General features: G+C 71.3%; 20 protein-coding genes and 2 pseudogenes. 8 read left to right on the plus strand and 14 right to left on the minus strand.

The genetic code is table 11. From position 1 onward, the window contains the following. Nucleotides 1–160 precede the first annotated feature (160 nt). The 3 genes from ID574_RS30620 to ID574_RS30630 all read right to left on the minus strand — a co-directional run bounded on the left by ID574_RS30620 (nt 161) and on the right by ID574_RS30630 (nt 2,704). Nucleotides 161–1,192, minus strand: coding sequence for a RecB family exonuclease (locus ID574_RS30620; RefSeq protein WP_223167236.1), 1,032 nt, complete (start codon nt 1,190–1,192; stop codon nt 161–163). 89 nt (nt 1,193–1,281) lie between these two features. After that, a complete protein-coding gene (locus tag ID574_RS30625) occupies nt 1,282–2,004 on the minus strand; it encodes an MBL fold metallo-hydrolase (protein ID WP_188192463.1) in 723 nt (240 codons plus the stop codon). Nucleotides 2,005–2,044: 40 nt separating this feature from the next. Continuing rightward, the gene (locus tag ID574_RS30630; protein WP_336245569.1) at nt 2,045–2,704 is read right to left on the minus strand and encodes a DUF6758 family protein; all 660 of its coding nucleotides are present in this window, start codon (nt 2,702–2,704) and stop codon (nt 2,045–2,047) included. A 41-nt stretch (nt 2,705–2,745) separates the two neighbouring features. On the opposite strand from ID574_RS30630, the gene ID574_RS30635 reads away from it, so the two are divergent. The 3 genes and pseudogenes from ID574_RS30635 to ID574_RS62955 all read left to right on the plus strand — a co-directional run bounded on the left by ID574_RS30635 (nt 2,746) and on the right by ID574_RS62955 (nt 4,728). Further along, nucleotides 2,746–3,192: an NUDIX hydrolase gene (locus tag ID574_RS30635; protein WP_188192465.1), complete on the plus strand. Its 447-nt coding sequence runs from the start codon at nt 2,746–2,748 to the stop codon at nt 3,190–3,192. Between the two features lie 294 nt (nt 3,193–3,486). Continuing rightward, nucleotides 3,487–3,585 (plus strand): annotated as a pseudogene (locus tag ID574_RS62950) (helix-turn-helix domain-containing protein); the annotation flags it as partial. A gap of 105 nt (nt 3,586–3,690) precedes the next feature. Further along, a pseudogene (locus ID574_RS62955) lies at nt 3,691–4,728 on the plus strand (RNA-guided endonuclease InsQ/TnpB family protein). Nucleotides 4,729–4,774: 46 nt separating this feature from the next. Here ID574_RS62955 and ID574_RS30645 read toward each other — a convergent pair. Together ID574_RS30645 and ID574_RS30650 are read right to left on the minus strand one after the other, a co-directional pair. Then, entirely contained in the window at nt 4,775–7,714 is a 2,940-nt protein-coding gene (locus ID574_RS30645; RefSeq protein WP_188192466.1) for a DUF6242 domain-containing protein, read from the minus strand. A gap of 427 nt (nt 7,715–8,141) precedes the next feature. Then, on the minus strand, nt 8,142–9,134 hold the full coding sequence (locus ID574_RS30650) for a CPBP family intramembrane glutamic endopeptidase (RefSeq protein ID WP_188192467.1): 993 nt from the start codon (nt 9,132–9,134) through the stop codon (nt 8,142–8,144). A 124-nt stretch (nt 9,135–9,258) separates the two neighbouring features. Here ID574_RS30650 and ID574_RS30655 point away from each other — a divergent pair, with 124 nt between their 5' ends. Together ID574_RS30655 and ID574_RS30660 are read left to right on the plus strand one after the other, a co-directional pair. Further along, nucleotides 9,259–9,957, plus strand: a complete 699-nt coding sequence (locus tag ID574_RS30655; RefSeq protein ID WP_188192468.1) for a hypothetical protein — start codon at nt 9,259–9,261, stop codon at nt 9,955–9,957. Then, entirely contained in the window at nt 9,954–10,499 is a 546-nt protein-coding gene (locus tag ID574_RS30660) for a DUF6529 family protein (RefSeq protein ID WP_188192469.1), read from the plus strand. Before ID574_RS30655 ends, ID574_RS30660 begins: the two co-directional genes overlap by 4 nt. Here the strand turns inward: ID574_RS30660 and ID574_RS30665 are convergent. Together ID574_RS30665 and ID574_RS30670 are read right to left on the minus strand one after the other, a co-directional pair. Then, a complete protein-coding gene (locus ID574_RS30665) occupies nt 10,489–11,421 on the minus strand; it encodes an HpcH/HpaI aldolase/citrate lyase family protein (RefSeq protein ID WP_188192470.1) in 933 nt (310 codons plus the stop codon). The two genes, ID574_RS30660 and ID574_RS30665, sit on opposite strands and share 11 nt — an antisense overlap. Before the next feature lie 100 nt (nt 11,422–11,521). Next, nucleotides 11,522–12,658, minus strand: a complete 1,137-nt coding sequence (locus ID574_RS30670) for an Mrp/NBP35 family ATP-binding protein (protein WP_188192471.1) — start codon at nt 12,656–12,658, stop codon at nt 11,522–11,524. Between the two features lie 160 nt (nt 12,659–12,818). Between ID574_RS30670 and ID574_RS30675 the strand changes: the two genes are divergently transcribed. Next, complete coding sequence (locus tag ID574_RS30675; RefSeq protein ID WP_223167237.1) at nt 12,819–13,280, plus strand: MarR family winged helix-turn-helix transcriptional regulator; 462 nt, start codon at nt 12,819–12,821, stop codon at nt 13,278–13,280. A gap of 235 nt (nt 13,281–13,515) precedes the next feature. Then, nucleotides 13,516–14,466 carry an EamA family transporter gene (locus tag ID574_RS30680; protein WP_262496072.1) on the plus strand — a complete coding sequence of 317 codons (951 nt, stop codon included), beginning with the start codon at nt 13,516–13,518 and terminating at the stop codon, nt 14,464–14,466. Here the strand turns inward: ID574_RS30680 and ID574_RS30685 are convergent. The 5 genes from ID574_RS30685 to sigE form a co-directional block, all read right to left on the minus strand. Then, a complete protein-coding gene (locus ID574_RS30685) occupies nt 14,450–14,818 on the minus strand; it encodes a hypothetical protein (protein WP_188192473.1) in 369 nt (122 codons plus the stop codon). The genes ID574_RS30680 and ID574_RS30685 overlap by 17 nt on opposite strands. Nucleotides 14,819–14,841: 23 nt before the next feature. Then, a complete protein-coding gene (locus ID574_RS30690) occupies nt 14,842–15,210 on the minus strand; it encodes a sec-independent translocase (protein ID WP_188192474.1) in 369 nt (122 codons plus the stop codon). A 542-nt stretch (nt 15,211–15,752) separates the two neighbouring features. Next, complete coding sequence (locus ID574_RS30695; RefSeq protein WP_188192475.1) at nt 15,753–17,600, minus strand: trypsin-like peptidase domain-containing protein; 1,848 nt, start codon at nt 17,598–17,600, stop codon at nt 15,753–15,755. 166 nt (nt 17,601–17,766) lie between these two features. Next, nucleotides 17,767–18,294, minus strand: a complete 528-nt coding sequence (locus ID574_RS30700; protein ID WP_188192476.1) for an anti-sigma factor family protein — start codon at nt 18,292–18,294, stop codon at nt 17,767–17,769. Between the two features lies 1 nt (nt 18,295). Next, complete coding sequence (sigE, locus tag ID574_RS30705) at nt 18,296–18,928, minus strand: RNA polymerase sigma factor SigE (protein ID WP_188192477.1); 633 nt, start codon at nt 18,926–18,928, stop codon at nt 18,296–18,298. 173 nt (nt 18,929–19,101) lie between these two features. Here sigE and ID574_RS30710 point away from each other — a divergent pair, with 173 nt between their 5' ends. Then, complete coding sequence (locus ID574_RS30710) at nt 19,102–19,740, plus strand: O-methyltransferase (RefSeq protein WP_188192478.1); 639 nt, start codon at nt 19,102–19,104, stop codon at nt 19,738–19,740. A 154-nt stretch (nt 19,741–19,894) separates the two neighbouring features. Here ID574_RS30710 and ID574_RS30715 read toward each other — a convergent pair whose 3' ends face one another. Both ID574_RS30715 and ID574_RS30720 read right to left on the minus strand, forming a co-directional pair. Next, nucleotides 19,895–21,319 (minus strand): leucyl aminopeptidase, encoded by a 1,425-nt coding sequence (locus ID574_RS30715; protein WP_188192479.1) that lies wholly within the window; start codon nt 21,317–21,319, stop codon nt 19,895–19,897. Between the two features lie 81 nt (nt 21,320–21,400). After that, complete coding sequence (locus ID574_RS30720; protein WP_020545024.1) at nt 21,401–21,568, minus strand: DUF3117 domain-containing protein; 168 nt, start codon at nt 21,566–21,568, stop codon at nt 21,401–21,403. Nucleotides 21,569–21,657 lie beyond the last annotated feature (89 nt).

Genomic DNA, 21,657 nt, shown 5'->3' on the forward strand with positions numbered 1-21,657 from the left:
TCCCGTTCCTTGGCGCAGCGGCTCGGTCGTCCCGAACGTCGGCGCAGAGACGTCGCCGTTTCACCTCTCGAGCGGCCGCAGGGTCCTGACCGATGGCACCATGCGCTCCCGCCTCCCGGACCGGGCGGCGGGAGCGCGGGGCCGTGTGAGCGGCGGCCGGTCACTCCGCCAGGCCGTCCCAGGGCTGGCGGTCGGGGGCGGCCGCCCGGCCCTCGGGGCAGTGGCGGCGGAAGTCGCACCAGGAGCAGATGGGGCCGGGGTTGGGCGCGAACAGCTCGTCGATCTCGGGCGGCACCGGCGCGGGCCCGACCACCTGCCGCTCCGCCGGAGCCGACGGCCACTCGCCGCCTGCCACGGCGGCGGCTCGGCCGCCCGCCGCCACACCGGCGGATCCGCTGCCTGTCCTCATGCCCGCCGGCCCGCCGCCTGTCGAGCCGGAAGACCGGCCGCCTCCGGGTGAGCGGCCGCCGGCGGGCGGGGCGACCGCCTCGCGGTAGCGTTCGTCGGCCTCGGCCGCCTCGGTGGCGAGCTCCTCCGCGCGCCGAAGGTGGCGGGCCAGGGACTCGTCGGTGTGCCGCCAGTCGACGATCTCGCCGGTCGGCAGGTGGTGGAGCTCGACGGTGCGGCACGGCGTGCGCATCATCGTGGACGCGGCGACGGCGTAGACGGCGAGGGCGAGCGACCCGCGGGCGTCGTCCTGGGTGAGCGGGCGGCGCCCGGTCTTGTAGTCGACCACGACCAGCTCGTCCCCGCGCCGGTCGAGCCGGTCGATGCGGCCGGACACGGCGATGACCTTGGTGCGGGTGGCGACGGTGCGCTCGACGCCGACCGGGTCGTCGGACGGATCCAAAGTCGCGACATATCCGGACACGAGGTCACGGGCGCGCTCCAGCCAGCGCCCCGACTGCTCGGCGTCCCTGAACCCCTCGGTGATCCACCCGTTCGTGACGAGGATGGCGGCCGTCAGCGGGGTGCGACGCTCGTACGGCTCCCGCCACCATCCCGCCAGCGCGTTGTGCACGCTCGCCCCGACGCTGTTGTGCGCCCAGGCGGGCCCTTTGGACGGCTGAGGCCGGTCGAGATAGGTGAACCGGTAGCGGCGGCGGCAGTCGAGCCAGGCGTTCAACCGCGACGGCGTGCAGGCATAGAGCCGCCGCGGCATTCCCTCCAGCGGAAGCTGCTCTGTGTTCATTCGGCCTCACTCCGTGAAGCGGGCTCGGTCGCCAGACGCCGCCTTCCTCCGTCGATCCCTCCGCTCGCCTCTCTCCCGCCGCTCCCCACCTAGTCGTCGCCCGGGTTGAGCTTGATCCCGGAGGCCTTGGTGCCGTCGGGCAGCGGGCCCTCGTCGTCGTCCGCGGCCTCGGTGTCGACGCGGGTCAGGGAGCCCGAGACCCAGTCGTCGAAGTGCGGCTCCAGGTCGCCGATCGACACCTCGTCGCCGTGGGCGGCCAGCACCCGCGTGTCGAGGGGCAGCGTGAACAGCCGCCCGCCGATCGAGGTGAGCTGGTCGGCCAGGGCGGGGTATTCGCCGCCCAGCTTGCCGGGACCGTCGGCCTGCAGGGCCTTGCCGGTGAAGACGGCGGAGAGCGCCTCGCAGTAGAGCGACACGCCGCCGGGCGTGACGCCAGGCGTCTCCATGACGTCGAGCTGGACGTCGGCCACCTCGAAGACGCCGTCGTCCTCCATGTCGATGTCGGGCCAGGTCTCCGTCCAGGTCTCCCGCCACAGGGGCTTGTCCTTGGGGTGGAGGGCGACCACGGCCTCGTCTCTGCTGGCCACCTCGATGGCCGCGCCGACGTGGTCGGGCAGGCCCGCCGTGCAGATGACGGCCAGCACCTCCCGCTCGCCCACCTGCTCCATGATCTTCTCGGCGTCGCGGGCCGGATCGACGACGATCACCTCGTCGTCGTCACCCACGATCCAGGTGTTGTTCTCGACCTTGTGTTCGGTGCCGTCGATGTCGACGACGCCCTCGGTCACCACTCGCTCGATACGCGCTGTCACGCCTCCGAACTCTAGTCGGTCTGCCTGACGACGCGACTCGCTAATCCTCCAGTCGGGGGGAGAAGGCGCCGAACGGCACGTCGAGCTCGTGATCCCGCGCGTCGATCAGTGATAGCTCCGCGAGGGCGATCATGCAGCCGGCGTCGGCCGGCCAGCAGATCGTCCACAGCCAATTGCCCAGGGCCTCGCCGGCGTAGACGGCGCGGTCGCTCTCCCCGTCCACGCACCACAGCGGGGTGGGATGGCCCAGCACCTCGATCTTCGCGTTCGGCGGCCCCGAGTCGAACCCCTCGCCGGGGTCGGGACCGCCCAGCCCGGCGAACGCCGCGCCGAGCCCGATGCCCGGCTCCTCGGCGATGACGAGCATGTCGGCCGGCCCCTCCATCAACGACGGCCCGGTCAGCGCGACAATGCTGGCACGGGCGCCGGTGCGCTGATCACCCACCTCGCCGAAGCCGGTCACCAGCCAGCCGGCCGGCAACGGCCAGGGGAGCCACACGGGCACCACGGAGTTCTTGCGCATCGCCTCCAACGCCGTGCTGGTCGGCGGCCATGGAGGTTGATAGGGCAGGACGTCACCGTGTGTGTCACATCGAAACGCACTAGACCACGCGCTCGGCCCGTGAAGCGGGCCAAAACACCGTGGGCAGGTTGGAGCCGCTCTCACAACTACCCACGGTGCGTTCTCTGGTACGGCCACGTCAAGGCCGCATCTCGTTATCCCGTCGTAATCTTGGTCATGTGCGCGTAAATTGTGTCGGCGCGATCATCCTCGACGCCTCCGGCCGGATCCTCCTGATCAAGCGGGGACACCCGCCTGGCATGGGCCTGTGGTCGATCCCCGGCGGCCGCCTGGAGCCCGGCGAGAGCGACGCCGCGGGCCTGCGGCGCGAGGTCCTGGAGGAGACCGGCCTCCACGTCGAGGTGGGCCGCATGGCCGGCACGGTCGACCGCCCCGGCCCCGGCGGCGTCACGTACGTGATCCGCGACTACCTCGCGACCGTGGCCGGCGGCGTCCCCGCGGCCGGGGACGACGCCGCCGAGGTGCGCTGGTGCACGGCGGACGAGCTGGCTCGCCTGCCCCTCTCCGAGGGCCTGCTGGAGACCCTGACCGGCTGGGGCGTGCTACCGGCATCGTCCGCGGCGCTCCGGCCTTCAGATAGGGGTGAAGCGGGCCCTCCCGCGTAGCGGGTCAGGGAAAGCCGTTTCGCCGCCAGGCGAACGGCGTCTCACGCGTTGTCCGATGTAGTGCCGCAGCACACCGATCGGGGCACCCCTTACCGGCGAAGTAGGAGCCCGCTCACAGCTTGGTCGCCCGCCAGTAATGGTGGCGTGAGACTGGGGAACTGCTGGCGCGTCCTGCGGGAGGAGAAGCCTCGGCGAACACATCCCGCATGATCTTCTCCAAGTGTTCCAAGCGGGATCCGCTGAACACCGGGTGCCGGGTCAGGTCAGGAGAATCTTAGGTAGCGGTACTCCTACCGGCTGGACCCCACCCCCGGCCGGCGGATCGCGCTGGCCAAGGCGTTCGGGTGCGCCCGCGTCGTGTTCAACGACGCGCTCGCGATCCGCAACGACGCGTATGAGAAGGGTGAGCCGTTCGTCACCGACGCCGAACTGTCGGTTCGGGTGATCACGGCGGCGAAGAAGACGCCGGAGCGGGCCTGGCTTTGTGAGGTGTCCGCGGTGGCGTCGCAGCAGGCGCGGGCCGACTGCACGGCGGCGTTCCGCAACTTCTTCGACTCGGTCTCCGGCCGGCGTAAGGGCCGCAAGCTGGGCCAGCCCCGCTTCCGGTCCCGCAAGGACCACCGGCAGGCGATCCGCTTCACCCGCAACGCCCGCTTCGCCGTCACAGCGGGCGGCAAACTGCGGCTACCCAAGATCGGCGACATGGCGGTGCGCTGGTCCCGCGCTCTGCCCGCCGAACCTTCGTCCGTCACGGTGATCAAGGACGTGGCGGGCCGGTACTTCGCCTCGTTCGTGGTCGAGGTCGCCCCGAGCCGCTGCCCGAGACCGGCGCCGGGGTCGGCGTCGATCTAGGGCTAGGGCATTTCGCGGTGACCTCGGACGGGCCGGAAGATCGACTCGCCCAGGTTCCTCCGCCGGGCGGAGAAGAAGCTCAAGCGCCTGCAGAAGGCGCTGTCACGCAAGGAGAAGGGATCGAAGAATCGGGCCAAGGCCCGCCTCAAGGTCGCCCGGCGGCACCCGAAGGTCGCCGACGCGCGCCGCGAGCTCCATCACCGGCTCTCCACAACGATAGTGCGCGAAAATCAAGCGATCTACGTGGAGGACCTGCCGGTGACGGGGCCGGCGCGCAGCCGGCAGGCCAAGAGCGTGCACGATGCGGGCTGGTCGGCGTTCACCCGCATGCTGGAGTACGAGGCCAGGCTGTACGGTCGCAGGTTCGCCCGTGTGGACCGGTTCTTTCCGTCGTCGAAGCTGTGCTCGGCCTGCGGGACGGTCGTGGACAGTATGCCGCTGTGGGTGCGGGAGTGGGCCTGGGCGTGCGGGACGGTCCATGATCGGGATGTCAACGCCGCGATCAACATTTTGGCCGCTGGGAGGCGACTGGTCGCCGCTGGACGGAAACCCGTGCCTGGGATGGGCGGGAAGCGGAGACCGAAAACGCCTGTGGAGACCGGTAAGACCAGGCCGCACGTGCGTACGCGTGGGCGGAGGGGGGCGGTCGGTGAAGCAGGAAGCCGCGGAAGCGTCGCCGTATGACCGGGCGTCGCAGGCCGAGTCCCCGGGCTTCAGCCCGGGGAGCCCGTCAACTGCTTGAGGTGAGACTGGACGTCCACAGGATGAGATGGTCGGCGTTGTACGTCGTGGACCGCCCGAGCGCCACCACCTCGGCCCCCGACACCGCCACCGCCGTCAGCCACTGCATGCCCTGCCCCGCCAGCCGGTCCTTGGTGAGCGCCATGCGGTTCCACGACAGTCCGTCCTGCGAGGTCCAGGCCGCGCTGTCGCCCTCGCCGGGCACGCCGTGCCAGCCGACCGCCACCAGACCCTCCGCGGTCGCGGCCAGGTCGTGCACCGCGGCCGCCTGGTCCGCGGGCAGCCAGGCCGTCTGCCACGTCGCGCCGTCGTCGTCGGAGACGGCGGCGAAGGCCCGCCGGGAGCCGTCCGTCAGCGCGGTGCCGATGGCCACCAGCTTGTCCTGGTGGACGGCGACCTGGCGGAACCCGGCCGACGTGGCGCCCTCCGGGACGACCCGCGGGCGCGCGCTCCAGTTGAGGCCGTCCTCGGAGTACCAGACCACGCTGCTCTCCTGGTCGGCCGCCCCGGACCCGCCGACCGCCACGAACCCGTCCGCGGTGGCCGCCGTGTCGTGGACCCGCACGCCGGAGCCGCCCTGCGGCAGCTTCTTCGACCTGGTGTACTTGCGCAGGTCGGAGGTGAACCACATGGCCGCGCTCGCCGCGCCCGCCTGGTCCCGGTCCTCGCCGGCCAGCACGTAGCCCTTCTTGCCGGCGGTCACCACGTGCGTCTCCAGGTATGGGTGGTCGGCGCGGCGGGCCAGGTCGCCGGAGAGGTTCACCTTCTTCCAGCTCTCGCCGTCCTGGGAGGTGACGAGCAGGGGGTCGGTGACGGCCACGTTGGTCTCCGTGCCGCCGACCGCCAGCCAGCCGCGGCCGCCGTGCGTCACGTCCTCCAGCCGTTGCCTGCCCGGGCCGCCGAGGCTCATGGACTTCCAGCTCTGCCAGTCCTTGATCGTCCACAGGCCGGCGTCGCCCGAGGCCGAGCCGACGGCCACGTACCGGCCGGCGAAGCTGGTGATGCCGGTGGTCTCGCGGGAGATGCGCGTGAGGCCGTCGACTTCGCCGAGCGGCACGCGCGAGGCCTGCCCGCGCGGCGGAGCGGCCATGAGCACGAGCTGGTTGTCCACGTCGGAGGCCGCCTGATCGCCGCCCGCGAACAGGGTGCCGCCGGCGGAGATCGTGAACCCGCGCAGCGTCGCACCTGTCAGGTTGCCGAGGTCGGCCCGCTTGGCCCAGGATCGCCCGTCGGCGGTGGTCAGGACGGAGTAGCGGCCGAGGCCCGCCTGCGTGATCGCCGCGATGCCCGACGGGTAGGAGATGAGCGACTCCACGCCGACGCTCTCGCCGCTCAGGCCGCCGATGGAGCCGCACTGCGACCACTGCTCCCCGGTCGGCGAGCAGTAGACGCGTACGTCGCCCGCGATCGTCCGCTGCCGCGTCGGCACCAGCACGAACCGCTTGGGCAGCACCGCCAGCGTCCCGGCGCGCGGCGCGGCCTCGGGCAGCTGGAAGGCGGTGCCCTGCCAGGTGCGCCCACCGTCGGCCGACCGGACAACCCGCGAACCCTCGCCTTCCGCGGGGTGCCCGATCGCCACGACGGTGTCGCCCTTGGCGACCACGGCCTTGAACTCGCGTACCTCCAGACCCGTGAGGTGGATCCGCTCCCAGGCGCGGCCGTCGACGGAGCGCCAGGCCGCCGGGCCGGCGGCGCCGTCGTCCCCGGTCGTGCGCCCGACCGCCACGAAGCCCGACGCCGTCCTGGCGATGTCGTGGATCTGGTCGCCGGGGCGGAACGCGGTCATGCCCGACGCCTCCACGGCCTGCCAGCTGAACCCGTCGGTGCTGGTCCACAGGCCGCGCTCGCCCGACTGGCCGTCGCCGCCGCTGGCCAGCCAGCGGCCGTCGCCGCCGACCACCCGCTGCACCGTGGGCGTGGAGGCTCCGCTCACCTGGCCGAGCTGCCAGTTCTTGCCGCCGTCCGGCGAGAACAGGAACAGCGGGCGCGGGGTGGGGCTGGTCGTGTCGCTGCCGACCGCCACCACGGCCTTGCCGACCGAGGTCATGTCGTTGAGCTTCTGGTTGGTGCCGTCGCCGGCGGCGGGGACGGTGAACAGCTCGTCCCCCAAGCGGCCGGTGCCCGCCGCGAGGCGCAGGCCGGGGTCCTCCTCGCCGGTCCACTGCCACACGAGCACGCCGGTGGCCAGGAGTACGGCCGCGGCCAGGCTCAGCACGATCGGGGCGGCCCTGTTGCCCCGGCGGACCGGGCTGGACCTGCGTACGGCGGCCGGGGCGGGGCCTCTGTGGTGCCGGCCGCTCGATCCCTGGGGGCGCGGCGGGCCGGTGGCGACCAGGAGGTCGGGCCTGGTGGGCCGCCCGGCGGGCGGCCGCCCGACCCGCCGCACCTCCGGCTCCTCCTGCCCGTCGGGCTCCCGGCTCCCGGGCACCTCGACCTGCTGGCTCCACGGCTCGGGCTCCCGGCTCTCCGGCACCTCAATCTGCTGGGTCCACGGCTCGGGCTCCCGGCTCTCCGGCACCTCGACCTGCTGGCTCCACGGCTCGGGCTCCCGGCTCCCGGGCACCTCGATCCGCTGGCTCCACGGCTCGGAAGGCTCTTGGTGGCCCGGTGTGGGCTCCTCGGCCGCGGGAGGCTGCTCCGGCTCCTTGGCGGGGACCACGAGCCGGTACGGGGCCGTGCGGGGATCCCGCCTGGGCGGCGCCGCCGGTTCCTCGGCGGCGGTCTCGCGAGCCTCAGGGGCGGGTTCCCGGGTCTCCTGCGGGACCCTGGGCGGGCCGCCGGCCACGAGCTTGTCCGGCCGGTTGACGATGCGGCGGGGCCGGCGGCGCGGCTCCACCTCGGGCTCCGCCGTCGGAGAGCTGTACGGCCTGCGTCCCTTGGGCAGCTCCTGCTGCTCCTCGCCGGGAATGGGGGCGGCGAAGGGCGGCATGCCCCAGGGAGAGGTGAGGGGTAAGCCCCTGGCCCGATCGTCGGTGGGACCGGGCGGGGAATGGCTGATCCTGGGCTCTGGAGACGATTGCTGTTCCGATGTGCCCTCGGAACGCGGGTCGTCGTCACCCGGCGGTCGCCGTGGCGGTTCGCTGGGGCCGGAGGCCACGCGCCGTACCTCCTAGTCGAACGAGTTCGTAAGGAACGGCCGGTGTTGGGGACCGTTCCAGGAAGGTTGTCCGTCCTTATGCGCTTATTTCGAGCCTGTTGTCCTCACCCGACGAAGTATCACATGCGCCAACCCCTACCCCGCCGACCGAAACGATCACCTCCGGGAGACCCTCGCCAGCCCACAGGATCCAGAGCAGCATGAATGAGCCGGAATAGCGAGACCTCTCTAGCGAGATTCCCCCAACCTCTGGCCTGATTTATCCCGAAATAGTGCCCACTGACCGTTTTTTGGCGAGATACAAAACGCCGAACGCGTACAGACCGAACTGCACCACCACGCCCACCAGCGCCTGCCACGGCACGACGACCTTGCTCTGGATCAAGGCGTCATCGAGGGTCCCCGCCGCCGCGCTCAGCCCGAACGCGAGCATGTTGTTCATGACGTGGAGCGCGATCGCCGCCTCCAGTCCGCCGGTCCGCACCGCCAGCCAGCCCATGACGGCCCCGAAGGCGAACACGTCGGCCAGTCCTGTCCACGAGTAGCCGTGCAGGGACGCGAACAACGCGGCGCCGATGAGGATGCCCCAGACGGGGTTGCGCACATGCGCCCCGACGGCCTGCAGGAACCAGCCGCGGAAGATGTACTCCTCGGCGGCCGCCTGGAAGGGCACCAGCAGCACGATCACGATGAGCGCGGGCAGGAAGCGCTCCCACCCGACCCAGCCGAACATGTCGGCGTACCCCTCGCCGGACACCGCCAGCGCGAGGACCTGCACGGTCTGCCCTGCCACCAGTGCCAGGAGCGCCAGCCCGGCGCAGGTCGCCAGCCACGTCCAGCGCAGCCGCCCGGCCACCGACGACAACGTGCCGGGCCGCCGCCGCTGCACGAGTGCCGCCAGTCCGAACACGAACGGGAGCACCGCCGCGATCGACAGCAGCATCACGACCATCCCGAAGACGGGGTCGCCGAAGAGCCCCGTGTTGACGTCCAGCGGCGCGGGGATGCCGAGGATCACCGCCACCACCGCGCCGGCGGACAGCACCACCGTCGCGACGATCAGGAACAGCGCCGCGAGCGCGAGCGTGCCGACGATCGCCCGCCACGGCCGGGCGACCTCGTTCCTGGCCAGGTGATCGAAGCGGGTCCCGCTGGGCATCGGCAGGAACCAGGACCGGGGCGGGGACGGGGGCGCCGGTGGATAGGGGTACTGCGCGCCGTACGGGACCTGCGGTCCGGGGTTCTCCTGCATTTTTCCATTCTGTCCATCTGATGCGCATTAGTTCACAGACGGGGGGCCGTTTTAGGCGGATGCTCTCAGTCATGGGGAGGCAAGCCTCCGCATGCAGTAGGCATTTCGACCCTGGGAGCAGTCCATGTCAAGGCTGGGACCTGTCATCACCCTCGCGGCGGGAGCAGTGCTCGCCGCGGGGCTCGGTGTCGCCAGCATCATCGCGACACCGGCGGCGGACCCTACGACGGCCGCCGCCGACAACGGCAATGACGCCGCGGAGGCGCCCGCGACGGAGGAGAACTCCGCGCAGCCGTCACCGTCACCCACCAAATCCGAGGAGAGGCGGATCGAGAAGGCCGACTACGCCGGCCGCGTCAAGGGCAACGGGGCGCTCATCGCCGTCTCGATCAGAGACGGCAAGGCCATCGGCTACTTCTGCGACGGCCGGACCGAGGCCTGGTTCAAGGGCAGCCAGTCCGCGGACCAGGTGAACCTGAAGGGCCTCGCGGCCGGCACGATCACGGCCCGGTTGGGCGACGGTCAGGCCAAGGGCTCGGTGTCCCTCGGCGGCAAGAAGTGGAGCTTCGTCGCGCCGACGGTCGTCAAGCCGTCCGGGCTGTATCGCGCGACCGCGATCGTCCGCGGCGCCACGTACAAGGCCGGCTGGATCCGGGTGAAGAACCCGAACGGCGGCTACACCACGGTCGGCGCCGCCACCCAGAACGGGACCCAGGTGCCGGTCCCCGAACTGAACGACGCGCAGCCGACCGCGCCTCTGACGGTCGACGGCACCACGCTCCAGCCGGAGGACGTCGACGGCTTCATCGAGGAGATGCAATGACCGCCATTCACCACCGCCCTTCGCGCGGGATGACCGTCTTACTGGTTCCGCTGCTCGTCGGCGGCCTGGTGGTGCTCGCGCTCGGCGTGTACGGCCGGGTGCACACGCCCACCGGGTTCGCGGTCGGCGTGGCGGGCTTCTCCGCCGCGCTGCCGATGAAGGTATGGCTGACGACGGGCGCGTTCGTGCTGGCGATCGTGCAGGTCGTCTCGGCCCTGTCGATGTGGGGCAAGCTCGGGGTCACCATCCCGCCGGCCGTGCACCGCTGGTCCGGGCGGCTGGCGTTCGTGCTGACGATCCCGGTCGCCTTCCACTGCCTGTACGCCCTCGGCCTGCAGTACGACGTGCCCCGGGTGCTCGCGCACTCGCTGCTCGGCTGCTTCCTCTACGGCGTGTTCACCGCGAAGATGCTGGCCCTGCCCAAGCGGGACGCGCCCGGCTGGACGCTGCCGGTGCTCGGCGGGCTGACGTTCACGGCGCTGGTGGGGCTCTGGCTGACCTCGTCGTTCTGGTTCTTCACGGCCATCGGGTTCAAGGTGTGAAGCTCTTCGTACGTGCCAGCCCGGCCGCCCGCCCCTTGGCGGCCACGACGAGCGCCATCTTCCTGGAGGCCTCGTCGATCATCTCGTCGCCCAGCATGACCGCGCCGCGCTTCTCGACCGTGGTGTAGTAGTCGTACGCCTCCAAGATGAGCTCGGCGTGGTCATAGTCCTCCTGCGTGGGCGAGAACACCTCGTTGGCCGCGTCCACCTGCGAGGGATGCAGCACCCACTTGCCGTCGAACCCGAGCGCCGCCGACCTCCTGGCCGCCCTCCTGAACCCCTCGACATCCTTGATCTGCAGATAGGGCCCGTCGACCACCTGCAGGTCGTGCGTCCTGGCCGCCATGAGCAGCCGCATGAGGATGTAGTGGTAGGCGTCGCCCTCGGTGTAGCCGGGCGGTTGCTCGCCGACGACCAGCGTACGCATGTTGATGGAGGCCATGAGGTCCGCCGGGCCGAACACCAGCGTCTCCAGGCGCCCCGACGACCCGGCGATGGCGTCGGCGTTCACCAGTCCGCGGGCGTTCTCGATCTGCGCCTCGATGCCGATGCGGCCGACCTCGTACCCCATGGTCTTCTCGATCTGGGTGAGCAGGGTGTCGAGCCAGACGACCTGGGTGGAGTCCTGCACCTTGGGCAGCATCACGCAGTCGAGGAACTCCCCCGCCCCCTCGACGACCTCGATCACGTCCCGGTACGTCCACTGCGTCGTGAGGTCGTTGACCCGGACCGCGCGCGTCTTGCCCGACCAGTCGCCCTGGCGCAGCGCGGCCACGACGTTCGCCCGCGCCTCGTCCTTGGCGGCCGGCGCCACGGAGTCCTCAAGGTCCAGGAAGACCTCGTCGACGGGCAGGGTCTGGGCCTTCTCCAGGAAGCGGGGATTGCTGCCGGGCACCGCGAGAACCGAACGACGTGAGCGCATGCGCACACCGTACTAGCCGCCTGCTCGAAGGCGGCGAGGCGGGCCAGGCGGCCGTGAGCCTCCGGGGGAGCGCCTCCCCCGGAGGTCAGGTGCGGGCGGCTCAGCGGCGCGGGGACAGGCCCAGCTGGAGACCCTTCAGGCTGGAGCCGCGCTTGCTCAGGCCGGAGGCGATCTTGATGAGCTCGGCCGCCGCGGGAGAGTCGGGGTCCGTCAGGACCAGCGGCTTGCCCTCGTCGCCGCCCTCGCGCAGCCGCAGGTCGATCGGGACCTGGCCGAGCAGCGGGACGCGGGCCCCCAGCGTGCGGGTCAGCGCGTCGGCGACGGTCTGGCCACCGCCCTCGCCGAACACCGGGATGCGCTCGTCGCAGTGGGGGCACGGCAGCCACGCCATGTTCTCGATCACGCCGGCGATCTGCTGATGGGTCTGGGCCGCGATGGACCCGGCCCGCTCGGCCACCTCGGCGGCGGCCATCTGCGGCGTCGTCACGACCAGGATCTCGGCCCCCGGCAGTCGCTGGGCCACCGAGATGGCGATGTCGCCGGTGCCCGGGGGCAGGTCGAGCAGGAGGACGTCGAGGTCACCCCAGTAGACGTCGGCCAGGAACTGGTGGAGCGCCCGGTCGAGCATCGGGCCGCGCCAGACCACCGGCGTGTTGCCCTCGGGCTTGAACATGCCCACCGAGATGACCTTGATGTCGTGGGCCACCGGCGGCATGATCATGTCCTCGACCTTGGTGGGCCGCTCGGCGGCGCCCAGCATGCGAGGGACGCTGTGGCCGTAGATGTCGGCGTCCACGATGCCGACCTTGAGGCCGCTCGCGGCCATGGAGGCGGCCAGGTTGACCGTCACGGAGGACTTGCCGACCCCGCCCTTGCCACTGGCCACCGCGAAGACGCGGGTCAGCGAGCCCGGCTGGTTGAACGGGATCTCCTTCTCCGGCCCGCGGTCGCCCCTGAGCTTGGTCTGCAGCTGCTTGCGCTGCTCGGTGCTCATGACGTCGAGCTCGATCTGGACGCCCATCACGCCTTCGACCTTGGACACGGCGGTCGTGACGTCGCGGCGGATGGTGTCCTTCAACGGGCATCCGGCCACGGTGAGGTAGACGCCCACCCGTACCACACCGTCGGGAGCGATCTCGATGCTCTTGACCATGTCGAGGTCCGTGATCGGACGACGGATCTCGGGGTCGATGACGGTGGCGAGTGCCGCCGTCACGAGTTCCTGGGTTGGTGCCATCGAAGTGTCGGCACGCGGGAGTGCCGTCCCTCCTTTGTCGGTATATGTGTGGCAGGCGCAGGACGCCAGTGAGGATGCCCCTCCATGGTATGAACCGGAGGCCTCGCTGAGTTAATCCGTCCTGTTAGATGTCTGTGCAACAACGTCCTAAGGTTACTCCGTGACTCTTCTGCGCGACGAGGGCCTGACCGCCGAGGAGCTGGCGGTCTGGCGGATGCTGCAGCGCGCCCAGGTGCGCATCACCCGCCATCTGGAGGCGGAGCTGCTCGTCGCCCACGATCTGCCGCTTGCCTCGTACGAGGTGCTCATGCAGCTGGCCGAGGCGCCCGGGCGGCGCCTGCGCATGAACGACCTCGCCGGCCGCGTGCTGCTCTCCCGCAGCGGTCTGACCAGGCTCATCGACCGGCTCCAGCGTTACGGGCTGGTGTCGAGGGAGGCGTGCGCGGACGACGCGCGCGGGCTGTTCGCGGTGCTGACGGACGCCGGCGCCGCCCGGCTGGCCGAGGCGACGCCCACCTACCTGCGCGGCATCAAGACCCAGTTTCTCGACCTGCTGGGCTCGGGCGAGATCACCCGAGTGCGGGGCATGCTCGCGAAGCTGGACGCCACCGGCTCCGCCTGAACTCCTCGACCAGCCGGCCGGCTCCGGCCTGCAGGCAGACGCGGCCGCGCCCCCACCACCGGCCCGTGGGCGTGGGGCCGGCGGCCGATGCGCACTGACAGCGCCATCCCGATGCGCCATCCCCATGGGCCATCCCAGGGCGCTATCCCATTGCGCCCCGGATATCCGGCATGTCAGTATCAAACCTTGTTGACGGTCATTACGTAGCTGGTGGTGTGCGATGAGGTATGCGGGGTTGGCACTCGCGTTCGTGTCCTCGTGGTGTTTCGCGTTCTCGGGGCCCATGGCCAAATACCTCATCGCCGCGGGGCTGGCGCCGATCGAGGCCGTGTGGGCGCGGATGGCTGGCGCGGGGCTGCTGCTCCTCGCCGTGCTGGCCCTGGTGCGGCCGCGCGCGCTGCGGATCCCCCGGTCCAGGCTGCCGTTCTTCGGGCTGTACGCGATCATGGCGGTGGCCGGCGTGCAGTCGCTGTACTTCGTCGCGATCACGCGGCTGCCGGTGGGGATCGCTCTGCTGCTGGAGTTCATGGCGCCGGTGATGGTGGTGGCCTGGGTGCGGATCGTGCGCGGGATCAGGCTGGCCCGTGCCGCCTACGTGGGCGCGGTCGCCGCCGTGATCGGGCTCGCGATCGTGGTCGAGGCGTGGCAGGGGCTGCGGCTGGACGCGCTGGGCCTGCTGCTGGGGCTGCTGGCCGGGGCGTGCTGCGCCGGTTACTTCATCATGAGCGACAGCTTCGGCGACGACGTGGACCCGCTCGGGCTGATCGCCTGGGGCATGACGGGGGCGGCCGTGGTGCTGATCCCGTTCTCCCGGCCCTGGGACATCCCGTGGGGGGCGTTCGCGGGCTCGGCCACGCCGGAGGGCGGGCAGACGCTGCCGGTGCTCGCCGCGTACCTGTGGATGGTCCTCATCGCCACCGTGGTCGCCTACATCCTGGGGGTGAACGCCGTGCGGCGGCTGTCGGCCGCGGTCGGCGCCACGGTCGCGACGCTGGAGGTCATCGGCGGGACGGTCGTGGCCTGGGCGCTGGTCGGCGAGACGCTGGGCGTCTTCCAGATCATCGGCGGCCTGATCGTGCTGTCCGGCGCGCTCCTCGCCCAGACCGCCACCGGATCCGCCTCCGCCGCCCAGCCGACTCCGGCGGCGTCGCTCGACGAGCCCGCCGCCGTCAGCGCTCGGGGGTGAGCCGCAGCACGGTGGACTCGCGGGCCCAGCGCTCGGTCAGGTGCTCGCTGTCGCGGGCGTTGAGCCGATCCTTGGCCAGCACGGCCACGGCGTCGGCCGCCGCGGCCTGGTCGACGACCGACACCGCCGCGTCGAACTCCACCAGCCTGGCCCCGTTGTCCTTGCTGCGCAGCGTCACATGGACCCGGTCGAGGGCGTCGAGACCCGGCAGGTGCTGCTCCTCGCCGCCGGTCACCAGGTAGATCGCGCCGTCGTGCCAGGCGTGCCAGGCCAGGCGGGGACGGTCGAGGGTGAGCCAGAGGATGCCGGACTTCTTGGCGCCCTCCTCGATGGCCGCGGTGTTGTCGCTCACACCTGAACTCTAACCTGGGAGCGTCAGGTCGCTTCCGAGTCGTAGGGCGGGATCTCGCCGTAGCCCAGCTCGTCCACGACGGGCTCAGGCGTGTACGAGGTCGCCGCGACCGGCTCCAGCTCCTTCTGCTTGGTGCCGTTCCAGTCGTCCTCGATGTCGTCGAGGAGGTGCTTGCGGACGAAGTTCCTCGGGTTGAGGTCGGCCGGGTCGAAGTTCTGGAACTCCGGGCCCAGGCCGGCGCGGAGGTCCTCACGCGCGTTGTTCGCCATCCGGCGCAGGTTGCGCAGCGTCCTGCCGGCCTGTGCGGCGGCCTGAGGCAGTTTTTCGGGACCGAAGACGAGCAGCGCTATGACGATCAGCGCCGCGATCTCCCACCACCCGAGTCCGAACACCGTGAGCTCCTACGCAGTCCAACCCTCCGAGGACAACCCCGGCCTATCCACAGACTAAGGGCTCCAGCCCCCAGCTCGGGTCCGCTCCCCTTCCGGAATCCCACAGCGGTCGTCGGTCGACCGCCACCGCCGTCGAGCGGGAGGCCCGTCGGCGGCAGGCGCCGTCGCATCGCACGCCGGCAAACGGACCCCGCCCCCGGCGCTACACACGTCGGCGTCGCACGGGAGGTGTCACTGGCCGTCAGTTGCGAAGCACCGGCCGGCCGGGCGATGAGCGGGCCACGGCGACGACACCAGCACCACTCCAGGCGCGCCGTCGTCACCCGTGAAGCGGCGTGGGAGCGGCCTGGGGGCCGGGTCGGCGGTGGGGTGGGGCGGGGGTCGGCGCTAGGGGACGGCGGCCGGGGTGGGCCCGAAGACGCCGGTGCCCGTACGCCGTTACGGCGGCGCGCCGCTGAAGCCGGTAACCGTCCCCCTGGAGGGCCGGTCACCGGCGTCGGCGGTTGGAGCCCACTTGGCCCCGCCGTAAAGAAAGAAATGGGTCAGGAAGGCGTAGGAGCGGGCTCGTCGTCGGCCACCACGGTGAGGGTGGCGGTGCGTTGCTGGCCGGCGCGCTCGTACTTGATGGTGATCTTGGAGCCCGGAGCCTTGCTCCGGATCAGCGCGATCAGCTCGTTCCCGTCCTGCAGCGGCAGCCCGTCGATCTCCAGGATCACGTCGCCGGCCTTCAGCCCCGCCTTGTCCGCGGGCCCGCCGACGTCCACCGGCTGGCGCCCCGCCGAGGCCTCGGTCGCGATCTTCACGCCCTGTCCCCGGTAGTCCTTGTCGAGGGTGATGCCGATCTTGGGCCGCTTGGCCCGCCCGGTGCTGATCAGGTCCTCGGCCACCCGCCGCGTCTGGTTCACCGGGATCGCGAAGCCCAGGCCGATGCTGCCGCTCTGGCTGGTCGCCGACCGGCCGAGCGTGGCGATCGCCGAGTTCACGCCGACGACCTCGCCCCTGCTGTTCACCAGCGGCCCGCCCGAGTTGCCGGGGTTGATGGCGGCGTCGGTCTGGATGGCGCTGATGAACGCGGGCTCCTCGTTGCTGGTCCCGCTGTCGTCACCGGCGATGACCGGGCGGTTGAGCGAGCTCACGATGCCCGTCGTCACCGTGCCGGTGAGGCCGAGCGGCGAGCCGATGGCGATGACCGGGTCGCCGACCACCACCTGGTCGGAGTTGCCGAGGGTGATCTCCGGGGTGCCGAACGTCTCCTCCGGCTTGACCACGGCCAGGTCGGTGCCCGGGTCGCGGCCGACGATGCGGCCGGAGGTGACCTTGCGGTTGTTGAACATGATCCGGATCTCGCCGCTGCCCTGCGCGGCCAGGGACACCACGTGGTTGTTGGTGACCACGTAGCCGTTCTTGATCAGGAACCCGGATCCGGACGCTCCCTCGGTGCTGGAGCCGTTGCCGACCTCGAGCGAGACCACGCTGGGCAGCACCCGCGCGGCCACGCCCGCGACCGAGTCGGGCGCCCGGTTGGTGGCGCCGGTCGGCAGCGGGCCGAGGCTGTAGGAGGGATCGTTGCCACTGCTCGGCTTGGTGAGCAGGTAGGTGCCGAGACTGCCCATCCCGGAGGCGACCAGGGCGATGACGACGGCGATCGCGACCAGCGCGCCCATGCCGGGGCCGCGCTTGGCCGTGCCCGGAGGCGGCGGCGCCCAGCTCGCTCCCATGCCGAGCGCCTGACGCGGGGGCGGCGGAGGGGTCCCGCCTCCGTAGGAGGACGAGCCGCCGAACGGCGGGCTGTCGTACGACCGCGTCCCGTTGTCCGGCCCGCCGAACGAAGGACCGCTGTCCGGCCCCCCGAAGGAAGGATCACCGTCCGGCCGGCCGAACGACGAACCGCCGCTGTCCGGGGTGCCGAATGAGGGGCTCTCGTACGAGCGCGTGCCGCTGTCGCCGAAGGACGGGCCGGCGTACGGACGCCCGCCCCCGTCGCCGTAGGAAGGGCTCTCGTACGACCGCGTCCCGCTGCCCGGCCCGCCGTCCGATGCTCCGCTGTCCGGCCCGCCGAACGAGGGACCGCTGTCCGGCCCGCCGAAGGACGGAGGGCCGTACGGCGAGCCGCCGAAGTCGCCGGAGTAGGAAGGGCCGCCGTAGCTGCCCTGGGAGCCGTAGCCGCCTTGGGGCGAGCGGTCGTACGAGCGGCCCTCGTACGGAGGCACGCCGGCGACCTCGTGGCGTCCCGACGGGTCGCCCCACGAGGAGCCGAACGAAGCAGGCGGCTCCGGTCGCCCGCCCGGCTGCTCGGCCGGGCGGTCGGCGGGCAGAAAGTCCGGCCGCCCCTGTGGCTCGGGGTAGTCCGACGGCGTGCGTCCTTCGGTGGGGCGCGTCTCGTCGGTCATCTAAGTCTCACCACTCCTTGGCTCGGCCGCCGCAATCCTCGCTCTTGCGGCATACGAGGGTCATAAAGGATTGTCGTTGCCTACTCGAGACAATCCCGAACCCAGATCGTATGCCCCTAGCGTGGTCGAGTACGCCAACCCGCGCCATTCCTGGCATATCCGGATGTCAAGGTGTGGCGACCGAGGGTGCGTTCGTCGGGGACTCCTGTACCCTCCAGAGCTCCACCGGAGGGGTCGTCGAGTTCTGTCCCGCGCCGGAGACGGCGAAGAACGTCCCGAGCGCCACAGCGGCGGAGACGACGCTGACCGCGACGTACGTCGTGCGCCGCCTACCGGCCCCAGCCCGTCCAGGGCCCGTGGACCCACCGGTGGCGTCCCTGCGGGGGCGGTTGTCCAGGGGAGCGATGCTGTGCGGCCCAGGGATGGGCACTCCCCCGAACGTGCGCGTGGGGAAAGGGCGCTCCCTCGGCGGCAGGGGCCCTCCCGGCTCCGCCATCCGGAGCAGGGACATCGTCAGGTCGGCGGGCATCGCCGGCGTGTCGAGCGAGCGCAGGCGCGACTTGAGCGCCCGCATCGACTCGACCTCGCGCCGGCAGTCGGCGCAGAAGGTCAGATGCGCGAGCGCGCGCTCTCGTTCGTGGTGGTTGAGCTCCCCGTCGACGAGCGCGGAAACGCGTTCTCCAAGATGAGCCATGTCAGACTTCCTCCCCACGGATCACGGTCGGGGGGAGTTGGGTATTACGGGGGGCCCGGTGATCGAGCGCCTCCCGCAACTGCGCCCGGCCACGGTGAATACGGCTTCGGACCGTACCCAGCTTGACGCCGAGCGTGGCCGCGATCTCCTCGTAAGACAGGCCCTCGATGTCACACAGCACGATCGCGGCCCGGAACTCCGGTGCGAGCGCGTCGAGGGCGGCTTGGATGTCGGGCTCCAGGTGTGCGTCGTCGAACGCCTGCGCCGGCGACGGCTCACGGCCGCGCAGCCGCTCAGCGGCGTCGTCGGCCAGCCCCTCGAACCGGATGCGCTGCTTGCGCCGCGCCATGTCGAGGAACAGGTTCGTCGTGATCCGGTGCAGCCACCCCTCGAACGTGCCGGGGGTGTAGCTCGACAGCGACCTGAAGACTCGGACGAAGACCTCCTGAGTGAGGTCTTCGGCGTCGTGGACGTTGCCGGTCAGCCGGTACGCAAGCCGATACACGCGCGCGGAGTGCGTCCGCACGACTTCCTCCCACGTGGGAGGCGTCCAGTCAGACGACACGGGAGCATCCGTCTGGTGGTCGCTTTCGTCCACCAGAACTCCTCTCTCTGGGACCACCGCTATCGCCATAGTGCCTGGTTTCGTCCCTTCGTGCGCACTGCCTGCCCTCCGGACCGGCAAAGCCCGTTTAAACCTGCAACGCCTCGAGACCCTCCTGAGTTCCCGTCCCGGCGTGTCTCCCCTAGGCTGCGATCGGTGCCAATCACGCGGACCAATCGCACGAAAGTGGGGGGAGGCGGCCGATGACCAGTCAGGTGGAGGCCACTCTGGCCTATGCGGAGCAGTTCCATCACGAGGATGAGATCCTGCACGCGGCGCGGCAGCGCGGGCTGGAGATGGGGGCCACACCCATCCTTCCCGGCGGCGGGGCGGCGCTGTGCTTCCTCGCCACGGCCGTCAACGCCAAGTCGGTCGTGGAGATCGGCACGGGCTGCGGCGTCTCGGGCCTGTGGCTGCTGCGCGGCATGCGTGCCGACGGCACGTTGACCAGCGTCGACGTCGAGCCCGAGCACCAGCGGCTGGCCAGGCAGGCGTTCGCGGAGGCGGGGTTCTCCGGCGGGCGGGTGCGGCTCATCACGGGACGGGCGCTCGACGTGCTGCCGCGGCTGTCGGACGGCGGCTACGACATGGTGTTCGCCGACGGCGCGAAGCAGGAGTACACCGACTATCTGGCCGAGGCGATCCGCCTTCTGCGCGTGGGCGGCATCGTGGCCTTCGACAACATGCTCTGGCACCACCGGGTGGCCGACCCCGCGCAGCGTGACCCGGAAACGGTGACGCTGCGCGAGGTGGGCAAGCTGGTGCAGTCGGACGACCGGCTGCGTTCGGTGCTCATGCCTCTGGGCGACGGCCTGCTCGCCGCCGTCAAGGTCTCCGACTAGCGTCTCGTCTTCCGCGTTCCCCATCCTCGGCCGTACTTCGGCACAGGTCCTTCGGGGATCGGCAAGCGCAGGAGGTGGCGGCGTCTACCGCCACCCGCCGCACTTCGGCACAGGTGCGCCTGGGATCAGGACTGCGGACCGGCAAGGTGTCCGGCTAGGAGTGGGTGAGCCATTCCAGGAGGACGCGGACGCCGAACCCCGTGGCGCCCTTGGTGAGCGTGCCCTCGTCCACCGTGCTGCGCCCGACCCCGGCGATGTCCAGATGCGCCCACGGCCGCCGGCCCGCGAACTCCCGCAGGAACAACGCCGCCGTGATCGACCCCGCCCCGAACCTGGACCCGGCCTCGACGTTGGCCAGGTCGGCGATCGACGACTCCAGCGCCGGCGTGTAGTCCTCGATCAGCGGCATCCGCCACAGCCGGTCGTCGGCGGACTCCGCCGCGTCCAGGAGCTGCTTGGCCAGCACGTCGTCGGAGGCGTAGAGCGCGCCCACGTTGCGGCCGAGCGCCACGGTGATCGCCCCGGTGAGGGTGGCGATGTCCACGACCGCGTCGGGGTCGAGGACGGCGTCGGCGTAGGCGAGGGCGTCGGCCAGCACGAGCCGCCCTTCGGCGTCGGTGTTGAGCACCTCGACCGTGCGGCCGCCGTAGTGTTTGATGACGTCGCTGGGCCGCTGGGCGGTGCCCGAGGGCATGTTCTCGGCGGCGGCGACCAGCCCGGTGACGCGTACCGGCGCGCCCAGCCGGGCCAGCGCGCCGAGGACGGCGATCACGACGGCCCCGCCCGCCATGTCGGTCTTCTGGAACTTCATGTTGTCGGTCGGCTTGAGCGACAACCCGCCCGAATCGAACGTGATGCCCTTGCCCACCAGCACGACGTGCCGGTCGGTCGGCTCGGCCGGCGTGTAGGAGAGCTGGATGAGCCTGGGCGGGCTGGCCGAGCCGCGCCCGACGGCGAGGATGCCGCCGAACCCGTCGGCCTGCAGCTGCTCCTCGTCCCACACCCGCACCGGGACCCCGGTCTCGGCGGCCCGCTCGGCGAGCCAGGCGGGGTTCTTGACCGAGGACGGCATGTTGGCCAGGTCTCTGGCCAGCGCCACCGCCTGCGCCACGGTCTCCGCGCGCCGCACCGCCGCCTCGAGCTCGTCGATCGCGGCCCCCGCGAACGCCAGCTTCCGCACGGACTTCTTGTTGCCCGCATTCCCGATCTTGAAGGAGTAGGCCGCCAGCAGCGCCGCCTCGGCGAACGCCGCCAGGTCGCCCTCCGGCGCCACCACGGTCAATGTGTCCTTGCCCTTGGCTCTGCGGGAGAGCGCGGCCCCGGCCTTGCGCAACGCGCGCGGCGACCGGTCGCCGACGCCGTACAACACGACCCGGCCCACGCCACCGGCGCGGGCCACCGGCACCTCGACGATCTCGCCCGCCTCCCCCTTGGCCTCGTAGTGGGCCAGCAGGTCGCGCACCGGCAGGTGCAGCTCCACGGCATGCGCGGGTTCGAGATCGGAGGCATAGGGCACGGCCAGCAACTCGGCGTCGTCGCGAACCTCGGCGACCACCCAGGCAGTGGTCTCTATGGGCACGGCAGATCTCTCCTCGGAACGTCAGCGACCCTGGCGCCGGACTACGCCAGGGTCGTGGAACAAGTGGTCTCTGGGGAGCGCTCAGCCGACGACGTTCTTCAACGCCTCACCGAGCGCCTTGGCCTCGTCGGCGGAGATCTCCACGACGAGCCGGCCGCCACCTTCCAGGGGGACCCGCATGACAATGCCGCGCCCTTCCTTGGTGACCTCGAGCGGACCATCGCCGGTCCGCGGCTTCATCGCCGCCATGCGTGCATCCCTTCCTGCCTTGGGCTCCCGCGGCCCGCGATTTCCGACCGCCCGTGGGGGGTGGTCGGCGCATTCACGTCTTCTGTGAT

The organism is Nonomuraea sp. SYSU D8015, assembly GCF_008065375.1.
GTDB lineage: Bacteria > Actinomycetota > Actinomycetes > Streptosporangiales > Streptosporangiaceae > Nonomuraea.

Bases quoted from the DNA above. Each gene is read 5' to 3' on its own strand.
- ID574_RS30660 (WP_188192469.1), top strand. From the start codon at position 9,954: ATGACCGCCATTCACCACCGCCCTTCGCGCGGGATGACCGTCTTACTG.
- ID574_RS30720 (WP_020545024.1), bottom strand. From the start codon at position 21,568: ATGGCGGCGATGAAGCCGCGGACCGGCGATGGTCCGCTCGAGGTCACC.
- ID574_RS30670 (WP_188192471.1), bottom strand. From the start codon at position 12,658: ATGGCACCAACCCAGGAACTCGTGACGGCGGCACTCGCCACCGTCATC.
- ID574_RS30655 (WP_188192468.1), top strand. From the start codon at position 9,259: ATGTCAAGGCTGGGACCTGTCATCACCCTCGCGGCGGGAGCAGTGCTC.
- ID574_RS30620 (WP_223167236.1), bottom strand. From the start codon at position 1,192: ATGAACACAGAGCAGCTTCCGCTGGAGGGAATGCCGCGGCGGCTCTAT.
- ID574_RS30700 (WP_188192476.1), bottom strand. From the start codon at position 18,294: ATGGCTCATCTTGGAGAACGCGTTTCCGCGCTCGTCGACGGGGAGCTC.
- ID574_RS30650 (WP_188192467.1), bottom strand. From the start codon at position 9,134: ATGCAGGAGAACCCCGGACCGCAGGTCCCGTACGGCGCGCAGTACCCC.
- ID574_RS30665 (WP_188192470.1), bottom strand. From the start codon at position 11,421: ATGCGCTCACGTCGTTCGGTTCTCGCGGTGCCCGGCAGCAATCCCCGC.
- sigE (WP_188192477.1), bottom strand. From the start codon at position 18,928: ATGGCGATAGCGGTGGTCCCAGAGAGAGGAGTTCTGGTGGACGAAAGC.
- ID574_RS30645 (WP_188192466.1), bottom strand. From the start codon at position 7,714: ATGCCGCCCTTCGCCGCCCCCATTCCCGGCGAGGAGCAGCAGGAGCTG.
- ID574_RS30710 (WP_188192478.1), top strand. From the start codon at position 19,102: ATGACCAGTCAGGTGGAGGCCACTCTGGCCTATGCGGAGCAGTTCCAT.
- ID574_RS30695 (WP_188192475.1), bottom strand. From the start codon at position 17,600: ATGACCGACGAGACGCGCCCCACCGAAGGACGCACGCCGTCGGACTAC.